This window comes from Candidatus Omnitrophota bacterium (assembly GCA_041649175.1).
Taxonomy (GTDB): domain Bacteria; phylum Omnitrophota; class Gorgyraeia; order Zapsychrales; family JBAZNR01; genus JBAZNR01.
Genome location: JBAZNR010000001.1, coordinates 646,964 through 668,695, shown reverse-complemented (window position 1 = coordinate 668,695; position 21,732 = coordinate 646,964). Strand labels below are relative to the sequence as shown.

The 21,732-nt window shown below is 41.6% G+C and carries 24 protein-coding genes and 1 tRNA gene; 8 read left to right on the top strand and 17 right to left on the bottom strand.

The window, feature by feature from the left end; genetic code table 11:
* Nucleotides 1–29: 29 nt before the first annotated feature.
* The 3 genes from WC676_02575 to WC676_02565 all read left to right on the top strand — a co-directional run bounded on the left by WC676_02575 (nt 30) and on the right by WC676_02565 (nt 1,097).
* Nucleotides 30–419, top strand: a complete 390-nt coding sequence (locus tag WC676_02575; GenBank protein MFA5059492.1) for a hypothetical protein — start codon at nt 30–32, stop codon at nt 417–419.
* Nucleotides 420–548: 129 nt separating this feature from the next.
* Nucleotides 549–631: transfer RNA gene (locus WC676_02570), tRNA-Leu, on the top strand.
* Nucleotides 632–734: 103 nt separating this feature from the next.
* Complete coding sequence (locus tag WC676_02565; GenBank protein ID MFA5059491.1) at nt 735–1,097, top strand: exosortase system-associated protein, TIGR04073 family; 363 nt, start codon at nt 735–737, stop codon at nt 1,095–1,097.
* A 73-nt stretch (nt 1,098–1,170) separates the two neighbouring features.
* Here WC676_02565 and WC676_02560 read toward each other — a convergent pair whose 3' ends face one another.
* Genes WC676_02560 through WC676_02535 form a run of 6 tightly spaced genes read right to left on the bottom strand, consistent with a single transcriptional unit; the run spans nt 1,171 to nt 5,625 of the window.
* Complete coding sequence (locus WC676_02560; GenBank protein ID MFA5059490.1) at nt 1,171–1,845, bottom strand: isochorismatase family protein; 675 nt, start codon at nt 1,843–1,845, stop codon at nt 1,171–1,173.
* 50 nt (nt 1,846–1,895) lie between these two features.
* On the bottom strand, nt 1,896–2,936 hold the full coding sequence (rlmN, locus tag WC676_02555) for a 23S rRNA (adenine(2503)-C(2))-methyltransferase RlmN (protein ID MFA5059489.1): 1,041 nt from the start codon (nt 2,934–2,936) through the stop codon (nt 1,896–1,898).
* On the bottom strand, nt 2,902–3,336 hold the full coding sequence (locus tag WC676_02550; protein ID MFA5059488.1) for a VOC family protein: 435 nt from the start codon (nt 3,334–3,336) through the stop codon (nt 2,902–2,904). Before WC676_02550 ends, rlmN begins: the two co-directional genes overlap by 35 nt.
* Before the next feature lie 34 nt (nt 3,337–3,370).
* Nucleotides 3,371–4,324: an acetyl-CoA carboxylase carboxyltransferase subunit alpha gene (locus WC676_02545; protein ID MFA5059487.1), complete on the bottom strand. Its 954-nt coding sequence runs from the start codon at nt 4,322–4,324 to the stop codon at nt 3,371–3,373.
* Between the two features lie 24 nt (nt 4,325–4,348).
* Nucleotides 4,349–5,149, bottom strand: a complete 801-nt coding sequence (locus tag WC676_02540; protein MFA5059486.1) for a L,D-transpeptidase family protein — start codon at nt 5,147–5,149, stop codon at nt 4,349–4,351.
* Between the two features lie 23 nt (nt 5,150–5,172).
* Nucleotides 5,173–5,625, bottom strand: coding sequence for a divergent PAP2 family protein (locus WC676_02535; protein MFA5059485.1), 453 nt, complete (start codon nt 5,623–5,625; stop codon nt 5,173–5,175).
* A gap of 139 nt (nt 5,626–5,764) precedes the next feature.
* On the opposite strand from WC676_02535, the gene WC676_02530 reads away from it, so the two are divergent.
* Nucleotides 5,765–7,297, top strand: coding sequence for a YifB family Mg chelatase-like AAA ATPase (locus tag WC676_02530; GenBank protein MFA5059484.1), 1,533 nt, complete (start codon nt 5,765–5,767; stop codon nt 7,295–7,297).
* 4 nt (nt 7,298–7,301) lie between these two features.
* On the opposite strand, the gene WC676_02525 is transcribed toward WC676_02530, so the two are convergent.
* The 8 genes from WC676_02525 to WC676_02490 form a co-directional block, all read right to left on the bottom strand.
* Nucleotides 7,302–8,102 (bottom strand): glycosyltransferase family 2 protein, encoded by an 801-nt coding sequence (locus WC676_02525; protein ID MFA5059483.1) that lies wholly within the window; start codon nt 8,100–8,102, stop codon nt 7,302–7,304.
* Between the two features lie 2 nt (nt 8,103–8,104).
* The gene (locus WC676_02520; protein MFA5059482.1) at nt 8,105–8,554 is read right to left on the bottom strand and encodes a dTDP-4-dehydrorhamnose 3,5-epimerase family protein; all 450 of its coding nucleotides are present in this window, start codon (nt 8,552–8,554) and stop codon (nt 8,105–8,107) included.
* On the bottom strand, nt 8,554–9,465 hold the full coding sequence (locus WC676_02515; protein ID MFA5059481.1) for an NAD(P)-dependent oxidoreductase: 912 nt from the start codon (nt 9,463–9,465) through the stop codon (nt 8,554–8,556). The genes WC676_02520 and WC676_02515 overlap by 1 nt, the downstream gene beginning before the upstream one ends.
* A gap of 3 nt (nt 9,466–9,468) precedes the next feature.
* Nucleotides 9,469–10,824, bottom strand: a complete 1,356-nt coding sequence (gene rfbH, locus WC676_02510) for a lipopolysaccharide biosynthesis protein RfbH (protein ID MFA5059480.1) — start codon at nt 10,822–10,824, stop codon at nt 9,469–9,471.
* On the bottom strand, nt 10,817–11,791 hold the full coding sequence (locus WC676_02505; GenBank protein ID MFA5059479.1) for a GDP-mannose 4,6-dehydratase: 975 nt from the start codon (nt 11,789–11,791) through the stop codon (nt 10,817–10,819). The genes rfbH and WC676_02505 overlap by 8 nt, the downstream gene beginning before the upstream one ends.
* An 11-nt stretch (nt 11,792–11,802) precedes the next feature.
* Nucleotides 11,803–12,588, bottom strand: coding sequence for a glucose-1-phosphate cytidylyltransferase (gene rfbF / locus WC676_02500; protein MFA5059478.1), 786 nt, complete (start codon nt 12,586–12,588; stop codon nt 11,803–11,805).
* Between the two features lie 205 nt (nt 12,589–12,793).
* Nucleotides 12,794–14,377: a hypothetical protein gene (locus tag WC676_02495; protein MFA5059477.1), complete on the bottom strand. Its 1,584-nt coding sequence runs from the start codon at nt 14,375–14,377 to the stop codon at nt 12,794–12,796.
* A gap of 27 nt (nt 14,378–14,404) precedes the next feature.
* Nucleotides 14,405–14,968 (bottom strand): PsbP-related protein, encoded by a 564-nt coding sequence (locus WC676_02490; GenBank protein ID MFA5059476.1) that lies wholly within the window; start codon nt 14,966–14,968, stop codon nt 14,405–14,407.
* Between the two features lie 193 nt (nt 14,969–15,161).
* Between WC676_02490 and WC676_02485 the strand changes: the two genes are divergently transcribed.
* The gene (locus tag WC676_02485) at nt 15,162–15,392 is read left to right on the top strand and encodes a hypothetical protein (GenBank protein MFA5059475.1); all 231 of its coding nucleotides are present in this window, start codon (nt 15,162–15,164) and stop codon (nt 15,390–15,392) included.
* A 171-nt stretch (nt 15,393–15,563) separates the two neighbouring features.
* Here the strand turns inward: WC676_02485 and WC676_02480 are convergent, their stop codons facing one another.
* Entirely contained in the window at nt 15,564–15,875 is a 312-nt protein-coding gene (locus tag WC676_02480; GenBank protein MFA5059474.1) for a tetratricopeptide repeat protein, read from the bottom strand.
* A 197-nt stretch (nt 15,876–16,072) separates the two neighbouring features.
* Here WC676_02480 and WC676_02475 point away from each other — a divergent pair, with 197 nt between their 5' ends.
* Genes WC676_02475 through WC676_02465 form a run of 3 tightly spaced genes read left to right on the top strand, consistent with a single transcriptional unit; the run spans nt 16,073 to nt 18,945 of the window.
* The gene (locus WC676_02475; GenBank protein MFA5059473.1) at nt 16,073–17,755 is read left to right on the top strand and encodes a glycosyltransferase family 39 protein; all 1,683 of its coding nucleotides are present in this window, start codon (nt 16,073–16,075) and stop codon (nt 17,753–17,755) included.
* A 56-nt stretch (nt 17,756–17,811) separates the two neighbouring features.
* A complete protein-coding gene (locus WC676_02470; protein ID MFA5059472.1) occupies nt 17,812–18,156 on the top strand; it encodes a PilZ domain-containing protein in 345 nt (114 codons plus the stop codon).
* A gap of 24 nt (nt 18,157–18,180) precedes the next feature.
* Nucleotides 18,181–18,945, top strand: a complete 765-nt coding sequence (locus tag WC676_02465; protein ID MFA5059471.1) for a CvpA family protein — start codon at nt 18,181–18,183, stop codon at nt 18,943–18,945.
* Nucleotides 18,946–18,948: 3 nt separating this feature from the next.
* On the opposite strand, the gene mnmE is transcribed toward WC676_02465, so the two are convergent.
* Nucleotides 18,949–20,394 carry a tRNA uridine-5-carboxymethylaminomethyl(34) synthesis GTPase MnmE gene (mnmE, locus tag WC676_02460; protein MFA5059470.1) on the bottom strand — a complete coding sequence of 482 codons (1,446 nt, stop codon included), beginning with the start codon at nt 20,392–20,394 and terminating at the stop codon, nt 18,949–18,951.
* Nucleotides 20,376–21,731 (bottom strand): folylpolyglutamate synthase/dihydrofolate synthase family protein, encoded by a 1,356-nt coding sequence (locus WC676_02455; GenBank protein MFA5059469.1) that lies wholly within the window; start codon nt 21,729–21,731, stop codon nt 20,376–20,378. The genes mnmE and WC676_02455 overlap by 19 nt, the downstream gene beginning before the upstream one ends.
* Nucleotide 21,732: the final 1 nt, after the last annotated feature.

Here is a 21,732-nt window from a genome sequence, read left to right as displayed (position 1 = left end):
AAATTTAAAGTTATGCAGCACGACGGGTCATGACACGCCCCAAAATACTTTTAGGTATCGCGTTCATTGAAATTTTGATAGGGGCTATAACATTTTGTGCCGTTATGGCTTCTCTGGCCCTTGCGACAAACACAAAAACGCTCAACGTTCTTGTCTTCGTTATTATCACTTCTCTGTTGTCGTTTTCTTTAGGAATTGGGATTTTACGTCTTAATATTACAGCTTACCGATTGCTGATCTATTTTTCATCCGTTGTTTTGCTGACAAAACTCTTACTCTTTTTTGGGATTATTTATCTGAACGGAACACTAGAAACAACCGTTCCGGTGCATTTTAAAAATATCATCTCTGTTCTTTATCACGGGTTTATTGTCATTTATCTGGCCAATAATCGCGTCCAAAAGATTTTTATAAAATAGTTTTCTTGCCGAAGTGGCGGAATGGCATACGCGGCGGTCTCACGAAGCGAGCTTTAGCGCGCGTAGTCCCGAGCGGTCACGCGAGGGAAAAACCGAATTAACAACGTGGCTTCCACGGTAAGAAATATTGCCGAAGTGGCGGAATGGCATACGCGGCGGTCTCAAAAACCGTTGCCTTCACGGGCGTGTGGGTTCAACTCCCACCTTCGGCATTAACTTTTTTTATTTTAGGAAATAAGCCGTTGACTTCCTAAAATTCCGGTGTTAATATTTTTTTAGAAAAAAATTTTACTCAAACTGATAGAAAGATTTTTTATGCGAAAACGAATGCTTCTCTTCATCAGTGTTCTCTTCCTGACATTTCTTGCTCAACCTGCCTTTGCCGCCGATAATCCTCTTCAAAAATTTAACCGCGGTATTGTCAATATCGTGACCGCTCCTCTTGAGATCGCCAAACAAGTTGATGCTCAGTGGAAAAAAAGCGCCGAAGCTAAAGAAAACAAAAGCGTCGGAGTTTTTAATGGTTTCTGGAAGGGCGTTGCTTACACGATCGGGCGGACAGGATCAGGCATTTGGGATGTTGTGACATGTCCGCTTAAAACTCCCGGCAACTATGAGCCGCTGATGAAGCCGGATTTTGTTCTCGATAAAGACTCAGCACAAAAGACAGAAAAATAAATTTATTTTAAATAGGCAGGCCACGCTGCTGATATCAGCAGCGTGGCTCCCTTATTTCTCGATATATTTTATATTAATTTTCTTTCGGCTCAAAAGAAGCATAAAGCAGGTCGTCTGTTGCCATAGAGCTGCCAAATTGACCCTCAATCATACTAAGGGTAGCAAAAAAACACCATCTATTGGATAGTGTTTCCACTGTTTCCAAAGCTGAGGTGGCATCGCGCACAATAATAACATTTTTGTTATTATGCCATGCCGTTAAAATGCCGGAAGAATTGAACATAACACAATAATTGAGCTGAAATCCGGTATAAATTACCGTATCGATCCCCCTTAGATATTTGAGAAAATTTTTCTCCATAACAGAATTTTTTCCCTTTTGGACAATCAATTCCCCCGGCAACGGCCTGCAGTCAGGATGAATAGATTTTCCCGAGGCCGCATGGATAATGCGTATATGATTTGCGCGGGCAAATTGCAAAAGCCGGACAATATTATCACGGGCCGGTTTTACTTGAATTTCGACATTGAGCGGGTTGTGTTCCCATACATCGATTAAAACCAATGCCGTCTTCGAAAGATCGAGGACATGAAGAAAATACACGAGATGACTGGCCTGCATATCTCGCTCAGCATTATAAACTTCTTCTCTCATACGCAGCTTGACCACCGCTAGATTAGAAGCGTCAGCAAAAACATGTTGAGAAGACACGAACAGCAAGAAGAAGACAGTAGGAAGAATTTTCATGCTATTTTCTCGTTTCTTTTTTGCTGAATAATGATTGATACTTCTTGCATTCACGATGAATGCCTCAACTGCCCGCAGGCCGCGTTGACATCTTTACCGCGCGGCATACGGATCGTGGCGTGAACGCCCAGCTGCGCTAGCCTTTGCTTAAAAAGAAGCATTTCCATCTTTGTAGGCGGTTCATGAGGAAATTCTTCCACTTTGTTATACGGAATTAAATTTATTTTACAGATCATCCCCTTGAAAAGTTTTCCCAGCTCTTCGGCAGATTTTTCTGTGCATGTCAAATTCTTGATCAAGATATATTCAAAGGTCACCTGTCGGTTGGTTTTTTGAATATAGCTTCTGCAAGCCGCGACAAGATCCGCTAACGGATACTTTCGATTGACCGGCATCAGTTGCCCGCGAATATCATTATTGGAGCCGTGCAAAGAAACGGCTAATTCAACCTGGATCTTTTCTTGGGAAAGTTTTTGGATCTGAGGGATCAACCCACACGTTGAGATCGTGATCCGTCGGGCAGCGATAGGATCACCTTGCGGAGAATTAATGATGCGAATGGCTTTAACGACATTATCATAATTATCCAGCGGCTCGCCTACTCCCATAAAAACAACGTGAGATAAGGGACGATTTTCAGAATGCTGCTTCACGTATAAGATCTGATCGATGATCTCGCCGCAATCTAAATTTCTCCGCAACCCTCCCAAACCGCTGGCGCAAAACCCGCACTTAAATTTACATCCCGCTTGAGTAGACACGCAAACCGTAGTCCGTTCTTGCGCGGGGATCAAAACAGTTTCAATTTTCTCTTTATCGTTTAAAGAAAATAAAAATTTATTGGTTTGGTCCGCTGAGCCGTTTTGTTTTTCTAAAACAATGGAATTGAACACAAGATCTTCCTGCAGTCTGTTGCGCAAAGAAATGGGAAGACTGCTCATCGCTTCAAAACCAGACGCGCCTTTTTGATAGATCCATTCAAACACCTGCGTTGCGCGAAAAGGCTTTTCTTTGATAGATCCAAAATAATCTACCAGCTCTTCATACGAAAACCCTTTAATGTTTCTTTTGGAAAGGGACGGTGTCGGCATATTCTTTGATCTCAATTAAATTGTCTTCCGGATCTTTAATAAAATACGTGAAACCTTGCGGCCGAATGAGCTTAAGGACTTTTATTCTTTTCCTGCGAAGACGGTTACAAAATTTATCTTTATCATCTACCAAAAGCGTCCAATGATTATAGCCTTGTGTTTCAGGATGATATTTACGCAGTTTAATATCATAAAAACAAAAGATCTCCACCCGCAAATCGTCTAAGGCATAATAACGCATCTCGCAAGATGAATTGATCCCAAAGATTTCCCGGATATTTTTTTGATCGATCATCCGGCTTCGTTCTAATTTGAAACCAAGATGCCGCGTATAAAACCGGTCCATTTTCTTAAGGTCGCGAACAAAAAGGCCGATATGATGACAACGCTCTCTCGTCATGTTTGAAATTCTTAAAATGATTTTTAGGGCAAGATTATACCGTCGTAAATTCGCCTAATTTACGGAATTTTTCGTAGCGAGCGTCTAAGAGCTCTTCTTTGGACAAGCCGGAAAGTTGCTTTAAATATTTTATAATAACTTTTTTCACTATAGCTGCCACTAATTGTGGATCGCGGTGGGCACCGCCGGGAGGTTCCGGAATAATTTCATCAGCAACGCCAAATTTAACTAAATTTTCTCCCGTTAAGCGAAGCGCTTCGGCCGCCTCCGCAGCCTTGGTGCTGCTACGCCAAAGAATGGACGCACAGCCTTCCGGCGAGATAACCGAATAATAAGCATTTTGTAAAATACAAACTCTATCGGCAATACCTATTCCCAAAGCACCGCCGCTTCCCCCTTCACCGATAACAGTAGCCACGATCGGCGTGGAGATCTTGACCATATCGCGTAAATTGCACGCGATCGCTTGCGCTTGCCCGCGCTCTTCGGCGCCAACACCAGGATAAGCTCCGGGCGTATCAATAAAAATAACAACGGGAATCTTAAGTTTTTCAGCCAATAACATCAACCGTATGGCCTTTCGATATCCTTCCGGATGAGCGCAACCAAAATTTCGCATCACATTTTCTTTGGTATTTCGCCCCTTTTGATGGCCTATCACCAGGACTTTTCTGTCATCGATCTTAGCAAAACCGGCGATCATCGCAAGATCATCGGCAAAAAGCCTATCGCCGTGCAGCTCTAGGAAATCAGTTGTGATCATACGGATATAATCTAAAGTGTATGGCCGTTCCGGATGTCGAGCGATCTGGACCCTTTGCCAAGAAGTCAGATTGCTATAAATATCCTTTTTCATCTTTTCTAATTTGCTTTCGAGTTTTTCGATCTCGGAAGACAAATTGATCTTTTTTTCTGTGCTGAATTTTCCTAATTCAGCGATCTTAGCTTCAAGTTCAATAATCGGTTTTTCAAAATCTAATGCGGCCATAGGATTTTCTTTGGGTTAAAATGTTTAATCGACAACGGTAACTTTTGTTCCGTTAGGAAGAAGGCTATAGAGCTCTTCAACTTCTGCGTTGAGCATGCGGACACATCCGGCCGTGATCTGGCCGAGAGTTTGAGGTTCGATCGTTCCGTGAATACCATAACCGGCAATGTCAAATCCCATCCAGCGGCTTCCCAAAGCATTTTCCGGGCTTTGAGGAGGAATAACCGCCCCGCTTTTATACCACACAGGATTGACCAGCTTGCTGACAATGGTAAATGTTCCCACCGGCGTATTATTGTTTTTTCCGGTTGAAACCGTATAGACCTTCACAACATCATCATCGCTTTTAAGCATAAGGATATTTTGAGACTTATCAACAAAAACGCTAAAAACACCTTTCCAAATACGCAGTTTTTGCCCAATTCGAATCGTATCGCTAGTCAAATTATTACTTTTTTTGATCAGGTCTACGGTCACGTTGAACTCTTTAGAGATTTTAGCTAAAGAATCTCCGGGTTTTACTTCATAGGAGGCTGTTTTAGGAGTTTCGGTCGCGGAAAGGATGAGCCTTAAGTTAAGATCTTCTAATTTCTTTTGGACAGTGTTGATATCGGAAAAATTAGGGAAGTCAGCAATGATATTCTTGCAGATATCGATAGCTTCTAATATTTCATTTTGAGATTCAAGTTCGCAGGCTTTTTGATACAGCTGATTGGCGGGTGTCGGACGGTCAGAGCTTGATCCGCCTTTTCCAGAAGCTAGAAAGAACCCTAAGGCTCCGATAACAAGAACGACCACAATAACAAGGATCAAATTTTTTTTCACTGCATTGCCTCCCTATTTATTGTTCAATACATAATAAGCGCGACAAAAAGCCCGAATAAAGACCCGACAAAAACCTGAACCGGCGTATGCCCGATCAGCTCCTTCAGCCGATCAGACTCGATTTTTCCCTTCCAGTAAATATCTTCCAGGATTTTATTAAGGATGGTCGCTTGTTGTCCGGTTTCCCGGCGAACGCCTTGAGCATCAAACATGGTAACCAACGCAAAGACTGTTGCTAGGGCAAATACGGGAGAAGCAAATCCCAGCGTTAATCCACAGGTTGTTGCTAAGGCTGTTGCCCCGGCCGCATGGCTAGACGGCATGCCGCCGGTTCCGATGAACCAGCGAAAATTAAACCTTTTTTCTCTAATAACGCCCAGAAAAACCTTAATACATTGCGCGAAAATCCATGCCGCAAAGGTAATGATCAGTATCTTATTGCGAACAATATCGCTTAGAAAATCCTGCGCTACCATTAATTTAGCCTCTTTTGACTTACTTGACGTAAACTTCGAATTATGTTAGTGTACATTATAAGTAGGCACTATTAAAAAAGCAAGGCATTTTCCCTTTTCTCCCCGCCCGCCTCAAAAATTCCAAAATTTTTCACAGGTTATGTTATCAAAAATACAGAGTTTTGGTGTTTGCGGCCTTGACGCTTATCCATTAACGATCGAAGTTGATGTCGCTCATGGACTTCCCAGCGTAACTGTTGTCGGACTTCCGGATAATGCCGTCAAAGAAAGCAAGGAACGCGTCCGCTCAGCTATCAAAAATAGCGGATACAAATTTCCCGCTGAACGCATTACCGTCAACCTGGCCCCAGCTGATATCAAAAAGGAAGGCCCTTCTTTCGACCTGGCTATTTCTCTGGGAATACTGGCCGCGACCAATCAAATCGACAGCTCATCACTTGGCGAATACATCATCTTAGGCGAACTTGCCTTAGACGGGCAGATACGTCCGGTAACAGGGGCTTTATCAGTTGCCATGTCTGCTTTCTCCAATAAATTCCGCGGATTGATCCTGCCTTACCGCAACGCCGCCGAAGCCGCGATGGCTAAAAAAATCCCTGTTTATCCGGTTAAAACATTAACACAAGTTATTCAGCTTCTCAAAGAACCCAGTTCTGTTGACCCGTTCAAAATAAATATCCCGGATCTTTTTAAAAACGCCAACCATTATGAAATAGATTTCGCTGACGTAAAAGGCCAAACTCATGTCAAAAGAGGGCTGGAAGTAGCCGCGGCCGGAGGACATAATTGCCTTTTGATCGGGCCGCCCGGTAGCGGGAAAACCATGCTTGCCAAACGGCTTCCTACTATTTTACCCGATATCACTTTGGAAGAAGCTTTAGAAACAACCCGCATTCACTCTGTCGTCGGCATGATCAGGCCGGAACTCGGTATTATCACAACCAGGCCGTTTCGCTCGCCGCACCACACAACCTCCGATGTGGCCTTGGTCGGCGGAGGCTCCATCCCAAAACCTGGCGAGGTGAGCTTAGCGCATAACGGGATCCTTTTTCTTGATGAGCTTCCGGAATTTCATCGAGACGTCTTAGAATCTTTGCGCCAGCCTTTAGAAGACCATTGCGTAACCGTATCCAGGGCCAGTAAATCATCCCGATTTCCATCAAAATTTATGCTAGTAGCCGCCATGAACCCTTGTCCGTGCGGCTGGCATACGGATCTAAAAAAAGAATGTTACTGTACTCCGCAAAAAATTCAGAAATATTTATCTAAGATCTCCGGCCCTCTTTTAGACAGGATCGATATTCATTTAGACGTGCCTTCCGTCAAATACCGCGACCTTATTTCCAATATTTCTAACGAAACTTCTCAACAGATCAAATCCAGAACCCTTAACGCGCGAAAGATCCAAAAAGAGAGATTCAAAGAACCCGGTGTTTTTTGTAATGCACAGATGAGCCATGCGGATATTAAGAAACATTGCCCCATTGATGAGGAAGGGCGAAATCTTTTAAAGATGGCCTTAGAAGAACTGGGGCTTTCCGCCAGGGCTTACGACAAAATCTTGAAGATATCCCGGACGATCGGCGACTTGGCAGGCGCAGAGCAAATTTTGCCCGAACATATTGCCGAAGCTATTCAATATCGAAGTTTGGATAGGAACTTATGGGCGTAGGCTTTTAAGTGAGAAGATCGAAAGTGCTGGCAACTTTTGGAAAAGGTTTTTCGCTTAAGATCCTGTGATAGTAACCGGACAAGAATCTTAGAATGATCTTAAAAACATGGCTGATATATTTCACCCGCTCCGCTCCACGAAAATAATCACAATCTTTATATTTTTTATAAATAGGAACGGAAGCCGTTTTCTTCCTTAAAATCCCAGCGCACATCAAGAATTCCCCGTCGATATGGCGATACGCAGAAAAACGCGCAAACGCCACCGCCGCTAAAAAATCCTTGCGATACATCACAAAGCCGGTATGCCATTCTTTGTGTTTAAGTCCCGTCAAAAGACTTTCCAGCCAGCTTAAGAATTTAATAATGATATATGTCAGGAAGGGAGTTTCTTCTAGAGAAGGATATGTTTTCTTATCGCGAAAACCATTCACTAAAGCATAGTCTTGGCCGATATACGGCAAGAATTGTTTCGTTTGTTCCGGAGGATATTGTCCGTCACCGTGCAGCATTAGAATATATTCGACCGATGGCGCGTCAACGGCAATTTGATAGGCCAATTTTTGCGAGCCGGCATAACCTAAATTTTCGTTTGTGCGGATCAGATGGATCTTTAGAGGAATTGCGGATCGTTTTATTTCATCTAAAACAACTTGCGCGGTTTTGTCGGTACTTTGATTGTCGATCACCAAACATTCACTTTGACCGTAAAATTCGACAGGAATTTCTTTAAGAACTTGAACGATTTTCTGCTCGCAGTTATAACACGGAATATAGATGAGAATTCTTTTGCTAAGCTGTATCATATTTATCCGTGTTTGCAAGACCAATCATAGGGAATGCTGGGGTCAAACGGGCTTAACCGTTCGATCTCTTGGGGGTCATGAGCTAATGTCGCGCAATTAGTGACAATGGACGTCTCAACACCTAATCCTTTGAATCCGTTCCAAACCAAAGGCGGGATAATAACAAGCTGATAATGCTCGGGGCTTAAAAACATCTCTGTTAGTTCACCTTTTGTCTTTGATTTCGCTCTGTCATCAAACAAAACAAGCTTGATCTTTCCAAACGGCACGGCATAATTTAAAGTCATCTTTTTGTGCCGGTGCCATCCCTTAATAGCGCCGGGATGAACACAGGAAAAATAGATCTCACCGAATTTCTTAAAATGCTTATCGGTCGATTTGAGCATATGCATGATCTTGCCACGCTCATCGGAAATCTGCTTTAACGCTATGACTTCAACACCTTCGATCATTAAATTACCTCCTCAGAGATCATTTTTGCGATACCTTGTTCCAGGGAATATTTCGGTTTCCACCTTAATTTTTCTTTTGCTTTCGCAATGTCTGCTTTTGAGAACATCACTTCGCGTTCCCGATATGGTTGTCCGCCCCATTCAATGTTCATCTTTTTCCCAACAACTTTCTCAAATGTAGAAACAACTTCTTTTAAAGTTCTAGGGCGGCCTGAGCCGATCGAGAAAGCTTCATGCATCACGGTCTTTTTTTTGCTCAGATAATTAACCGCGCTAAGATAAGCGCCGACCACATCTTCAATATAGAGAAGATCTAGAAGCTGTTTTCCCGGTGAAAGAACAAAAGTTGAGCTCTCCCGAAGGTGTTTTTTAAGCAGTGCAAATAATTTCGGACGAGGGTCGCCTGGCCCATAAGTATCAAACAATTTTAAAGTTAACGCCGAAAATTTCTTTGCGTTCACATAATAAAGTAGGATATCTTCCAAGGCTTTTTTTGTCGCCGCATAAAGGCAAACGGGATCGTAATCTTTACTGCCGTTAAAATGCTCCCAAGAAGTTCCGGTATTGATGATTTTCTTAACGCCGGCAGATGCCATGGCGTCTAAGAGCTTCACCGGAAAGGTGATGTTCGATTGGATCAGTCCGTCGATCTGCGAAGGGTTATGTTTGCTTAAGAAAAGAGACGCTAAATGGATAACGATATCCGGTTTTTCTTTTTCCATAATATCGTAAATATTATCGGCGGACTCGCTTAAGGAATACATGCGGACTTTGCTATTCAGCTGTTTGATCAAGGAAAGATCGGAATGAGCTCTCTTGACTAAAACAAGGTCATGTTGCCCGGAAAAATACAAGGCTTTGGCCAAATGCGATCCGATAAATCCTGTGCTTCCGGTCATGAGAATACGCATAGATTATTTTTGTTTTATTAAAACCTTCTTTGAATGTTTGGTTGCCATAAAATCATCTATAGTGTTGATCATATATTCGATCTCTTCTTGAGTTAACCCCGGATAAACACCGAACCAAAATGCGTCTTGAGCCACTTTATCAGTATGTATCAAATCCCCGGAAATACGATAAGAAAATCCGCGTTTTTTTGCTTCGATCAAAGCCGGCTGTTTTATTAAGTTTCCGCCAAAAAGCATTCGGGTTTGTATTTTTCTCGATTCAAGATGATCGATAATCTCTTTTCTGGTGAAATCAGCGCCGTCTCGAACCGTCAGCATAAACCCGAACCAGCTAGGGCTTGAGTTTTGTGTCGCCTCGGGCAGGATAAAATAGTCTTCGTATTTCTTAAACGCATTATGAAATGTTTCAAAATTCTTCCGGCGTGCCTGGGTGAATTGAGGAAGTTTTTCTAACTGCGCGCATCCGATAGCCGCTTGAAGATCCAATGGTTTAAGGTTATATCCTAAATGCGCGTAAACATATTTATGATCATAGCCAGTTGGAAGTTCGCCATGCATTCCTGCGAACCTTGTCCCGCAGGTATTATCTTTCCCGGGATCGCACCAACAATCCCTGCCCCAATCTCGAAAACTTAAGATAGCTCTTTTAAGTTTCGCATCATTGGTTAAAACGGCACCGCCTTCACCAAGCGTAATATGATGGGCCGGATAAAAACTTTGGGTTGCCACATGGCCAAAATTCCCGGTTTTCTTTCCGCGATATTCGCTTCCTAAGGCATCGCAATTGTCTTCAATTAAATACAGATCATGTTTTTTGCAAAAAGCGCTGACCGCGTCAATATCAAAAGGATTTCCAAGCGTGTGCGCGATCATGACCGCGCGCGTTTTAGGACTTAAGGCTTCTTCTAGCTTTGACGGATCGATATTTTTTGTATTGCCTAGAATGTCGACAAAAACCGGGATACAATTGCATTGGAAAATTGGCGCAACTGTCGTCGGAAAACCAGCCGCCAGTGTAATAATTTCGCTTCCAGGTAAAATAGGTTTTTCTATCAAATGCGACGTCAAACCCGTTAAGGCCAAAAGATTAGCCGATGAGCCGGAATTTGCTAGGATACAAAAACGCGCTTTGATATATTGCGCTAGTCTTTGTTCAAATTCTTTTCCATGAGGCCCTAGTGTTAACCAAAAATCTAAAGAACTATCGACCAGCGCTTGAATTTCTTTTTCATCAAAAACCCTGCCGGCATAGGAAATCCACGTCTCGCCGGGAATAAATTTCTTAACCATATGGCGGGCTTGATAAAATTCTTTGACCTGCTCACTGATCAGCTGTTTTATTTTTTGTGCTTTATCCATGTAATTGGTACCAGCGAATAGTTTTATCTAAACCTTGCTTTAGATCGTAATGGGCTTTCCATCCTAAAACACGGTTCGCTTTTCGTGAAGAAAGATATTGATGTTGAATTTCAAATTGCGCTCGATTTAATATTTTTGGTTCTATTTTCTTAAGTTTGGTTATCTTTTTCGCCGAAGAAACGATCTCAGAGAAGAGGCTTAAGACGCTTAATGGTTTTTCATTGCTAAAATTAAACGCTTGTCCTAAGAGTTTTAACGATTGGATTTTTTCCGCCAAAACAATATACCCGCGAACAATATCCTCGACATAAATATAATCGCGTGTATAACGCCCGTTGCTGCGAATAATAAGACGTTTTCCTTTAAGCACGCTTTTTACCGCGTCGGGAACAATGCGAGAATCATGAAAATCTCCCGGCCCGTAAATATTTCCGCAACGTGTTATGCACACAGGAACTTGAAATGTGTGTGCATAGGTTTGACAAATAAGGTCCGCGCAACTTTTCGAAACATCATACGGATGTTTTCCCTGTAAAGGCATATCTTCGGTATAGGGAAGTTTTTTCTGAGAACCATAGGCTTTGTCGCTGGAAGAAAAAACAACAGCCTTAACCGATCTCTGCGCGCGACAAGCCTCTAAGATGTTCCAAGCTCCTTCAATATTCGTTTTTAAAGCCCTACGTGGATTTTTTAAAGAAGATTCAACTGTTGCCTGTGCCGCCAAATGAAAGATCACCTGAGGCTTATGCTGTTTAATGATCCGGTGAACAAGTTCATAGTCGGATACATCACCTTTAATAGCCGTTAAGCGGTCTCGAAAACCGTTTAAAACAGAAACGGGCCGACCAATAGCTTGATCAAGCCCGACGATATTCGCTTTTCTTTCTATCAAAGTCTTCGTAAGCCAAGACCCCAAAAAACCTTCATGGCCGGTAATAAGGACTTTTTTATTTCTCCAGAATGACATTCGTTTTCACTCTACCAGATCTTCCAAGGTGCTTTTTGTTTTGCCCAAAGCTGATTAAGCTGATGATACTCTCGGGCTGTATCCACACATTGCCAAAATCCGCCATGTTTATAAATTCCCACCTGTCCGTCTTTGACGATTCTTGGGATGATCTCGCTTTCCAAGATGAGGTCTTGTTTTCCGTTGCCAAAATACTTTTCAATGGCCTTGCGGCTGATCACCATAAAACCGCCGTTGATCAAACCAGCGCTGACATTAGGTTTTTCATTAAATCCACAAATACGATTTCCCTTCATTTTGATCTCTCCAAAGCGCCCAGACGGATGAACACCCGTAACCGTCATCAAAAGGCCGGATCTTTTGTGCGCTTTGACCAGATCATTGATATCAACGTTGGCCACGCCATCGCCATAAGTAAAACAAAAGTGTTCACAGTCTTTGAGATAATTGCGAATAGCCCAAACCCGCTGGCCGGTATTGGCTTCTTCTCCTGTTTCGGCTAAGGTCACATGCCAATCGGTTTCTTCGTTTTTACTGTGATAGATAAGAGAATTTTGGGTTCCCAATGTCAGGCTAAGATCGGATGTTTTGGCGTAATAATTCAGAAAAAATTCTTTAATAATCCATCCTTTGTAACCTAGGCAAAGAATAAAATCTTTAAGTCCATAATGCGCATACATTTTCATAATATGCCAAAGCATCGGCTTGTCTCCGATGGGGAGCATCGGCTTAGGGATAATGTCAGAAACATCTTTGATCCTGGAACCTTGACCACCGCAGAGAATTACAACTTTCATCGTTTCTCCTTAGATTTGATTTTGAGGAAGGAATCTCATATACGCGCATTATTGTTTGAGGCTTTACTCTACTTATTTGCGCAGTGAAAGTCAGTATACAAAAGACCCTATTTTTGTCAAGGATTAAAGGCATTGGCAGTCAATCGCTTATGACAAAAATGACAATTCTGCTTCAGGTTCTTTACTGACTTGAAAGGCTTTTAATTTATTTGACGATAAAAATATCGTAATTTTCATCGGTTAGCGCGCCGCGAAAACTAGCAATTTGCCTTGTTTGTTCACTAAGCCGCCGCAATTGCTCCGGAGAATAAACAAAAACTTTGTTATAGCCGAAGAATCGATACGGCGTATCTTTCTTTAAATCATGCCCCAAGGCAATGATCACCGGCCTTTGGAGCTTATTCTTTATTTCCTGAGCCGTTTCTAGCAGTCCGCCCAAAGAAAACGCCTGCTCATTTTCCTTGGTGAATTGAACTGCCTTTCCAAACCGCCTTTCCCTGGGAATAAAAATTTGGTTATTAACATAATACGGCAGCGAATCCATCGCATAGTCCGGCTCACCGATAACAATGGCATCTTTAAGGCTCAGGTCTTGCCGCAACAATTCGGATAGTTTTTTGCTGGATGAAAACGGCGATTGATATTCGCTGTACACGGCTTGACCGGCCATCACGACTTGCAAGATAAGCAGGATATAAAGTAAAATACTTTTATATTTAGAAAGAAATTCAATAAAAAGACCCAGCCATTTCGTATTTGTAGGCGCGTTTACTTCCTTACCCCGCGGATGATCCAGCCAAAGGACAGCAACGAGTAAGATCAATAAAAACCCCTGATGATGCATATGAAATTTGTACACTAACTGGGAAAACATTCCCAAAGCCGTTATACTCATAAAAAAGAAGCTAAGAACAAAAGGCTTACGAAATAATAAAACATACATCAGCCAAATAACAATTGAGGTAAGAAGCGCGCTAAGCACGTTATTGCCAAAGAAAATGTTTTGAAACCCTAAAGCCGCGAAGAAATATTCTCCAGGAAAAACCAAAGCATTAAATCCGGCTTTTGCAACTAACAGCGGTGTTAACTGAAATACTTGCGAGGCAACGGTTGTTTTGTCCGGATAAATTTGGAAAGCGGAAAACGCGATTCCTACCGCTATGATCAAAAAACCGATAAAAACTTTAACTTGTTTGTATTTTTCTTCTTTTAAGAAAATCCATTCGGCAAGCATAGACAAAAAAATAGCAAAAGCAATAATCAAAGAATGGGCGCTGGTATTAGCGAACAAGGCAAGCACAATGCTTGTCAAAATTATTTTTTCAAATCGCTTAGGATAAAGAGCGCAAAATAAAAAAAGCAATAATACGCCGATGCCATAATTCCGGCAAATAACGGAATATTGATAAACCGGATAGAACCCAAAAAGAAACAAGGCTTTTTGCGGCCAAGAAAAAGGTGCTTTAAAAAAAAAGACGTAGGCAAAACAAGCCGCGATGGCAATGCTGGCTATCTTCAAAATGAGCGTGCTCTGTGTTAAGAAAAATCCTGCATAAAGAATGGCATACCACACAATGGGAGTTCCTTCATTGTGTAGTTTTTGAGATAATTCCGATAGGGAACGGCTCTCTATGCCAAGACTGAGTGCGCGAACCTCATCTCTCCAAACAATATGGTTGCAAGATAAAAGAGTAATGACGGCGAGATAAGACAATAAAAGCAGGACGGGTATTTTTCTTTTAGAAAGATAACTTTTTGTTTTTAGAAAATAAATTTTTATTACGTTCATGAGAACCGAAGGCAAGAGGTTTAAGAGTTAAAACTTTTCAAATCTTAAACTTTTGGCAATGCGTTGAAAAGTATATTTATATTTAGGGAATTTGTCAGAAATGGCAACGCAGTTGATCGCAAAAGCCCTGTTTTCCTGCAAAAACATATACATCAAGATCCTAACTTGGATCTGGCCTTCCCCGCTAGAAAAGATGATCCAACGCGCATCCGATCCGGCGATCGACGTCTGTCCCCGCTCTTCTTCGAAGAAATTCTTGGCAATAGAACGCAACTGTTCAATATTATCTGTAAAAAGTTTCTCGAGTTCAATTTTCTGCGGCAACATTTGAGAAACAACATTGATATTTTCCTGGAAAACATCCGAACTGTCCTCAACAGGGCTTACCCCGACAAAGACAATTCCCTCCGCCCCGTCTTGCTTTTCCCAGCTATCCGGCAATTGAATAGAGAATTTCTGATCTGCATTGTAATACCGGCGCATTTTTTCCGGGAAAAGGCTGGAAAACTTGGAACACCCGCCTAAGATCATGGCCCCGGACAGAATAAGGCATACGGCCAATGCAAGAAATAGCTTTAAGTTCTTGTTCATAGATATCCTTTTTGGGAAATTATACGCCAACTTAAGGATCGTTAGCGCTTTTAAGAAATAACCTCATTTCATCTTTATTGCTTTTTACTGTATCACGGCTGATTTTCTTTAGCAAGAAAATAGAGGCGTGTTTTTTGTTTTTCTGATAGCATACAAGGCAAGATGGTTGTTCACAAACCCAAAGGAGAATCTCATGGCAGAAACAAATAAGAAAATTGATCCTTCAAAAAAACAACTGACCGTCAAAGAATACCGCGCTTTACAAGAAAAAGAAGCTAACCGTTTCAAGATCAAGATCCCTAAAGTGGTCAAAATAATCCTTTTGATACCATTTTTTATCCTCGCTCTTTTTGCCATCCTCTACATTCCTTATCTGGCTATTTCCGGAGCGATGTCTTCCCAAAGCGATACCGGTAAGAAATAATAATTTTTTATCACTGGCCTCTCGCAAAACACAGCCATATACCGATAGATACGCTCGGCGATGGCTGAATAGTCTTTGAATTCAGACGCTTGGTTCAGGGAGGATGATGCTTTCAAAGGAGAGAAAAAAGAAAAGCAGGAAAAAGGAAACGCCGCCTACACTTACGATCCATTACTCCTCAAGCAATTGTTCTAAATCTTCCGCCAGATCTTGACGATTAAGCTTTCTTAAAACAACAATTTGTTTACGGGTATTATACAGATCTCCTTTGGTAAAGTAGGCCGCCCCCAAACTCCAATGCAACTGAGGATCATCGGGCTTTACTTCGAGCAGTTTTTTGTATATGTCAATGGCTTTGCCCATATTGCCCTGATTATAGGCTGTGCTCGCCTCCAGATACATCATGGATGTCTTTATTCTTTCGCACGAACAAAGAAAAAAACACGCAACAACGACAAAAATGATCCGGGAATACTTTCTCATGGTTTTCACCTCGTATTTTATTTTACTACCGAAGACGAATAAAGTAACCAACATAATACGAATAAATAACAAATACCTCCCGCCTTGATTATCTAAAAATTTTAGGATATAGTGAAATTCCACAGCCTCACGGCCATGGCATATTCGAAGATCAACAACTTTTAGGAAAGCAAATCCCCGGATTTAAAAGATATTCTATGAGCTCATGGAATAAACATTATTTACGTTTTATTGTCCTTGTGGTCGTTTTGATCGCTATCGCTTTATCGATAGCAACTTATCACATCAATTATTGGCCGACGGATTCCGAAAATCCTTACCTTCCTGCCGCTCGAAAACTTTTTGAACTTCCCTACATATCCCAGATCCATGACCTTTTTAGCTTCAGTTCTTTCAAATTAACGATGCGCGCCAAGGAAACTCTTATTCTAGGCATCGCCATCATGCAAAAACTCTTGAACGACTACGATAGCCTTTATCCCAATGTTTTGCTTCTTATCTTAGCCGTCGCTATTTCTTCTTTACTGATCTACTTTATCATTAAAGAATTCTTCGATGAGCATGCCGGTTTATTCGCGTGCACGCTTTTTACCGCCTCTTTTTGGCCTTATTTGTATATTTTGCAAGGAGCGCATCCGCCTTTAGTGCTGATGAATTTTCTGGCGGCTGTCTTTTTCATCCAGCGATCAGAAAAATATAAGGGCGCTTATTTTTTATCCGGAATATTCCTAGGGCTGATGTTCTTTTCGTCACCAACATCTTCTGTCTATTTCCCTTACTGTCTGGCTGTCTTTATCTATTACGCGATCATAAAACCAAATTTATCCAAGGAAAATCTTTACAAAGCCTTTATCCCCGCCGCCTTGATCTTCACCGGAGCATTGAGCATCTTTCTGTTGTTCACCATTCCTCGCCCCATTCAAAATATGGAATACTTTTTCAAATTTATCCGCATGAGCCAACACAGCAATAATTTCATCATCTATAAAAATTACTTGGCTCAGTTTTTCCCGGTTCCCTTATCCATGCGCGGAGACGGATGGGAATGGATCTTCAGATATTTCTTTCTTGTCATGCCCATTATGTTTTGGGCATATCTTGTCTCTCTGGCGCTCATAACGATCGCCTGTTTTAAGAATCGCCGCTTGATTTGGATCGTCCTTTTAAGCCTTTCCACGCCGATCTTAGTTGAGATCATTCAGGTGGCTCAATTCGGACGAAATTACTTCTCTTGGTTTGCGGGAATTATTTTCACCTTAAGCCTCGTTTTTCACGAAATAAGAACGCAGATCTGGGCTCTTTCAAGAAAATATAAAATAATTTTTACGAGCGTTGTTTTCTTGCTTCTAGCAAGCCATATTATTTTTAACGCGCGGGTATTTTTATCCGATGTCTTTCCTTCTCGCATGGTCACAACCCGCATTTATGATTGGCTGATGAATAAACGCACCAATGAAGTCTACACATATTTGGCTCATCCCCGTTACAAAAATATCGTCATGTATCTTAATAATCCTAAACATGAAAATAAGGTCTATTTTCAGTGGATAGACACGATCGCCCAGGTCACCAAAGGTTATATCCTGATCCCCCCGATCACCGGAAAAACGATCTGGTGTGAATGCCGAGAAGAAGATTTTAAAGCCGATCCCTATTTGACAGAACTTTTTGAATCGGGGCATTTTTATGATTATGTTGTTGCCACATTTCCGTCTTTATCATCCAGTCCTATGTGGACTCAAGAAGAAGAGATCTGCACTTATCGCGATCTTATTGTTAAGGACATACGTGACGCGGACCGTCAAAAAGGTTTTGCCTGGATATTGGATGGGAAAAAACTTCATGACGAATGGTTTTCTAAGAAAAATCTCTTAAAATAATGGTCATAAGAAAGTAAATCGGCTACAATGAAAGCAGTTATTATAAGGATATTCCTATGAGCGAAGAACGCCGCAAAGATCCCCGGATCAAAGAAGATTTCAGCATCCTCTGTCAGGTTTACCGCAAGGTCTCCGCGGAAGGAAACCCGTCTAAAGTCTTAGACATTAGCCACGTTGGCATTTGTTTTCTCGCCGATCGTGAAATCGCCAAAGATGATGTCATCCGTATTACATTACGCGTACCTCCGGATTTTAAAGAAAAGGCGGAACTGTTTGGCCGAGTCATCGAGTCAATAAGAGCTGAGGATGGAAATTTTAAAACACGCGCGGCATTTTTTGATTTGAGCGCCGGAGCTAAAAACTCCATCGATCATCTCTCCAGGCAGTCTAAAACACCATAACTTCCAAAACTTAAAGGTTAACCATTGTCGTTCATTATTGATATCATTGTTCTGGGCATCTTGGCTTTTTTTGTCTTGAACGGTTATTCGAAAGGCATTGTCCGCATCCTGATCGGCCCTTTGTCACTTGCCATTGGCGTCGGAGCAGGATATTATTACTTCCATCAAACATCCGATATCTTCAAATCATTTCTTTTGATCTGCCTCGGGCCCATCGTTTTGAATATTTTCCTAACATTATTGGTCAATTGGTGGAACAGGTCCGTAGATGGTGGAATGCCGCCAACACTTTTAAGCCGGCTATTAGGAGGGTTTTTTAACTTTGGCTGGAGCATTGCGGTTGTGTTCATCCTTTTCACCTGCATTGCTACTTTACCACCTATGATCGGAAATATTTTTGGGATCCAAGATACTGTCCTTGCGTCGAAAAGTTACCAGTGCTTAAATCAATTAACACAAGGACGCGTTGGGTTTGCCGATCAGATGAAAAACGTTGCCACCATTACTCAGCATCCCGAACAACTAGAAGCTGTCCGGCAGTTGCCGCAGTTCCAGGAATTTTCTCAAAATGAAAAAGTGAAAGAAGTCTTAGCCGACCCGGAGATAGTTCAGCAAATTGAGAAAAAAGACCTGACAAAACTATTGTCGAATCCAAAGATTGCCCAATTAATGCAGGATAAAGATGTGGTTAAAAAGATCATGGATTTAAATGCGGCTATTTTAACGCAGACGCCCAGCCTCACTGAAACACAAACCTCGCAACCGTCAAGCCAACCGGAAAATCCTTAAGAGCTATTTTCCGATACAAAAACTAGAGAAGATCTTATCCAGAAGATCTGAATCAATATCTCGCCCGGTAATTTGATCTAAGCAATTCACGGCTGATCTTATTTCTTCTGATATAAACTCCAGCGATATACGTTCTGTTAATGATTTTCTTGCTTTTTTTAAACCCGCCACACATTCTTGAAGAGAATGAATATGGCGGACATTGCTGATAAGAATGCCTCTGGTATTAACGGCTTCTTCATGCCAAACATTTTTAACGATCTCATTTTCTAGTTCAGAAATTCCTTTTTTCTCAAGCGCGGAAACAAAAAAGATCTTTTTATGGTTCATCTTACTTGCCATTTCTTCTTTTTCTAATTTCTGAGGCAGATCACATTTGTTGACGACCAAAAAAACATTGCGGTCTTTTACTTGCGTGAAAAGCTTTACGTCTTCTTCATCCAATGTCCGATTTCCGTCTAGGATCAAAAGCACCAAATCCGCGCTTTCGATGGACATCCGGCTTCGCTTGACCGCTTCTTCTTCTATGAGGTCACGCGGAACCAAGATCCCGGCTGTATCAATGAGCTGGAGCGGAATTCCTTTGATCTGCGCCGTTTCTTCAATGGTGTCGCGGGTTGTTCCGGCGATATCCGTCACAATAGCGCGCGACTGCTTTAAGAAAACATTGAGCAGTGAAGATTTCCCGACATTAGGCTTACCGCACAAAACCACCTTGATCCCGTCTTTTAAAACTTTTCCGTGTTCACTGGTTTTAAGAAGTTCCTCAACCCGCCTGCAAGCTGCGTCAATTTTCTTGGAAATACCCTTTACATTGGAAGCATCAATATCATCTTCCGGAAAATTAACAATGGCTTCTATTTCCGTATAAATATCCATCAGGATTTCCCTGATCGCTTCAAGCTCAACGGTCAATTCCCCTTTTAATTGATGAAGGCTTACCTTCAGAAAGGCATCCGTTTTTGCTTGGATAATATCTAAAACGGCTTCCGCTTGTGCCAGATCAATACGCCCGTTAAGAAAGGCGCGTTTAGTAAACTCACCCGGTTCGGCTAATCTAGCGCCGCAAGAAACAATCACGCTTAAAATAGCTTTTAAAGAAACGCTGCTGCCATGACAGCTGATTTCAACGATATCTTCTCTGGTGTAACTTTTGGGCGCGCGCATAACGGTCAAAAGAACTTCATCGATTGTGTCTGCGTCCGTATCCGCCGATAGATTGCCCTTATTTTTGATTTTGGATTTCTGGTTTTTGATCTTATTAATGATCCATCCGTAATGAACTGTGTAACTTTTAAAATCAGATGGTTTCATTTTATTCTTTGATATAAATATCTGATCAGCGATCTTCAAAGATCCTTTACCGCTTAAACGGATGATCCCAATACCGCCTTGTCCGGCGGCTGTTGAAATAGCAACGATCGTATCGTCTATTGGAATTGAACGCATAATTTCCTTGCCTCTGCGGCGATAAAAAGCGAACCCGCAACTAAGATGATATCATTTCTCTCCGACGAAGCTAATGCTTCATCCATAGCCTGTTTTACATCGTTTGCCATGATCACTTCTTTACGAGGGAATCTTTTTTTATCCTTGTCCGAAAATTCAAACGCCCGAGGATGAGCGGCTTTCGTCAAAATAATCTTCTTTGCTATTTTACCGAGTTCCCGACAGATCCCGGAAATATCTTTATCATTAGAAATTCCCAAAATAAGAATAACTTTTCTTGTTTTGAAAATCTCTTTGACAGTTCGCGCTAAAATAGCAGCAGAAGCCTTGTTATGAGCTCCGTCTAAAACAATGTACGGATTTTTTTTAATGATCTCAAATCGTCCAGGCCACAACGCTTCCCTAATTCCCTGGCGAATACTTGATGCATCAATAAAAAACCCTTTACTAGAAAGCGATTCTACCATGCCAATGGCCGTCGCGGCATTAACAATTTGATGACGCCCTAAAAGACTTGTTTTTAAATCCCGGTAAGAATTTCTCAATCCCTTAAGATGAAAAACTTGTTCTCTAAGATCTTGTTTCTCTCTTTGAAATCGTATATCTTTCCCAAGAAAATAATTTCTAGAACCAATCTTGCCGGAAAAATTTTTGATAACCGTTAAAGCATCTTTTTTTTGAGGAGCAATAATAACAATTTGATCTTTCTTTTTTATAATTCCTGATTTTTCCCGAGCGATGCTCTTGATGGTTGTTCCCAAAAAATCCGTATGCTCCAGGCTAATCGACGTAATAGCGCAGACGATCGCGTCCACGCAATTCGTCGCGTCAAGCCTGCCGCCTAAACCGGTTTCCAGAACCGCAAAATCAACTCTTTGCTTCGCAAAATAATAGATCGCTAAAACCGTATAAACTTCAAAGAAGGTCAATGTCCCCCATTTTTTATTCTTCTTAACCTTCTCAACTGCGCTTTTTATGTCTTTGACCACGTGCAATAAATGTGTTTCGCTGATTGTTCCGGAAAAATAATTTTGAATAGGGAATTTTTTCCAGGGATTGAGAATACGAATTCTTTCCGCAAAATTATAAAAATGCGGCGATGTATATAATCCGACGCGATAACCGGCCGCGCGCAAAATATAGGCCACAAAAACACAGGTGGACCCTTTGCCTTTTGTTCCGGCGATGTGAAGAAATTTTATTTTTTTTTGAGGATTTCCGAGAAAGCTAAGAAGTTGATGAACACGGCGCAGATCAAAATGTTGCGCATCAGGAAGGGATTTTAATTCGTAATTAGCAAAAGAATCGAGATATGTTCTTGCCTCAGATGAGGTCATG

Excerpts from the sequence above, each read along its gene's own strand:
- mnmE (MFA5059470.1), bottom strand. The coding sequence starts at position 20,394 with ATGCGTTCAATTCCAATAGACGATACGATCGTTGCTATTTCAACAGCC.
- rlmN (MFA5059489.1), bottom strand. The coding sequence starts at position 2,936 with ATGCCGACACCGTCCCTTTCCAAAAGAAACATTAAAGGGTTTTCGTAT.
- WC676_02470 (MFA5059472.1), top strand. The coding sequence starts at position 17,812 with ATGAGCGAAGAACGCCGCAAAGATCCCCGGATCAAAGAAGATTTCAGC.
- WC676_02550 (MFA5059488.1), bottom strand. The coding sequence starts at position 3,336 with ATGACGAGAGAGCGTTGTCATCATATCGGCCTTTTTGTTCGCGACCTT.
- WC676_02485 (MFA5059475.1), top strand. The coding sequence starts at position 15,162 with ATGGCAGAAACAAATAAGAAAATTGATCCTTCAAAAAAACAACTGACC.
- WC676_02535 (MFA5059485.1), bottom strand. The coding sequence starts at position 5,625 with ATGGTAGCGCAGGATTTTCTAAGCGATATTGTTCGCAATAAGATACTG.
- WC676_02515 (MFA5059481.1), bottom strand. The coding sequence starts at position 9,465 with ATGCGTATTCTCATGACCGGAAGCACAGGATTTATCGGATCGCATTTG.
- WC676_02490 (MFA5059476.1), bottom strand. The coding sequence starts at position 14,968 with ATGAACAAGAACTTAAAGCTATTTCTTGCATTGGCCGTATGCCTTATT.
- WC676_02475 (MFA5059473.1), top strand. The coding sequence starts at position 16,073 with ATGAGCTCATGGAATAAACATTATTTACGTTTTATTGTCCTTGTGGTC.
- rfbF (MFA5059478.1), bottom strand. The coding sequence starts at position 12,588 with ATGAAAGTTGTAATTCTCTGCGGTGGTCAAGGTTCCAGGATCAAAGAT.
- WC676_02520 (MFA5059482.1), bottom strand. The coding sequence starts at position 8,554 with ATGATCGAAGGTGTTGAAGTCATAGCGTTAAAGCAGATTTCCGATGAG.
- WC676_02560 (MFA5059490.1), bottom strand. The coding sequence starts at position 1,845 with ATGAAAATTCTTCCTACTGTCTTCTTCTTGCTGTTCGTGTCTTCTCAA.
- WC676_02545 (MFA5059487.1), bottom strand. The coding sequence starts at position 4,324 with ATGGCCGCATTAGATTTTGAAAAACCGATTATTGAACTTGAAGCTAAG.
- WC676_02525 (MFA5059483.1), bottom strand. The coding sequence starts at position 8,102 with ATGATACAGCTTAGCAAAAGAATTCTCATCTATATTCCGTGTTATAAC.
- rfbH (MFA5059480.1), bottom strand. The coding sequence starts at position 10,824 with ATGGATAAAGCACAAAAAATAAAACAGCTGATCAGTGAGCAGGTCAAA.
- WC676_02565 (MFA5059491.1), top strand. The coding sequence starts at position 735 with ATGCGAAAACGAATGCTTCTCTTCATCAGTGTTCTCTTCCTGACATTT.
- WC676_02530 (MFA5059484.1), top strand. The coding sequence starts at position 5,765 with ATGTTATCAAAAATACAGAGTTTTGGTGTTTGCGGCCTTGACGCTTAT.
- WC676_02455 (MFA5059469.1), bottom strand. The coding sequence starts at position 21,731 with ATGACCTCATCTGAGGCAAGAACATATCTCGATTCTTTTGCTAATTAC.
- WC676_02495 (MFA5059477.1), bottom strand. The coding sequence starts at position 14,377 with ATGAACGTAATAAAAATTTATTTTCTAAAAACAAAAAGTTATCTTTCT.
- WC676_02505 (MFA5059479.1), bottom strand. The coding sequence starts at position 11,791 with ATGTCATTCTGGAGAAATAAAAAAGTCCTTATTACCGGCCATGAAGGT.
- WC676_02480 (MFA5059474.1), bottom strand. The coding sequence starts at position 15,875 with ATGAGAAAGTATTCCCGGATCATTTTTGTCGTTGTTGCGTGTTTTTTT.
- WC676_02575 (MFA5059492.1), top strand. The coding sequence starts at position 30 with ATGACACGCCCCAAAATACTTTTAGGTATCGCGTTCATTGAAATTTTG.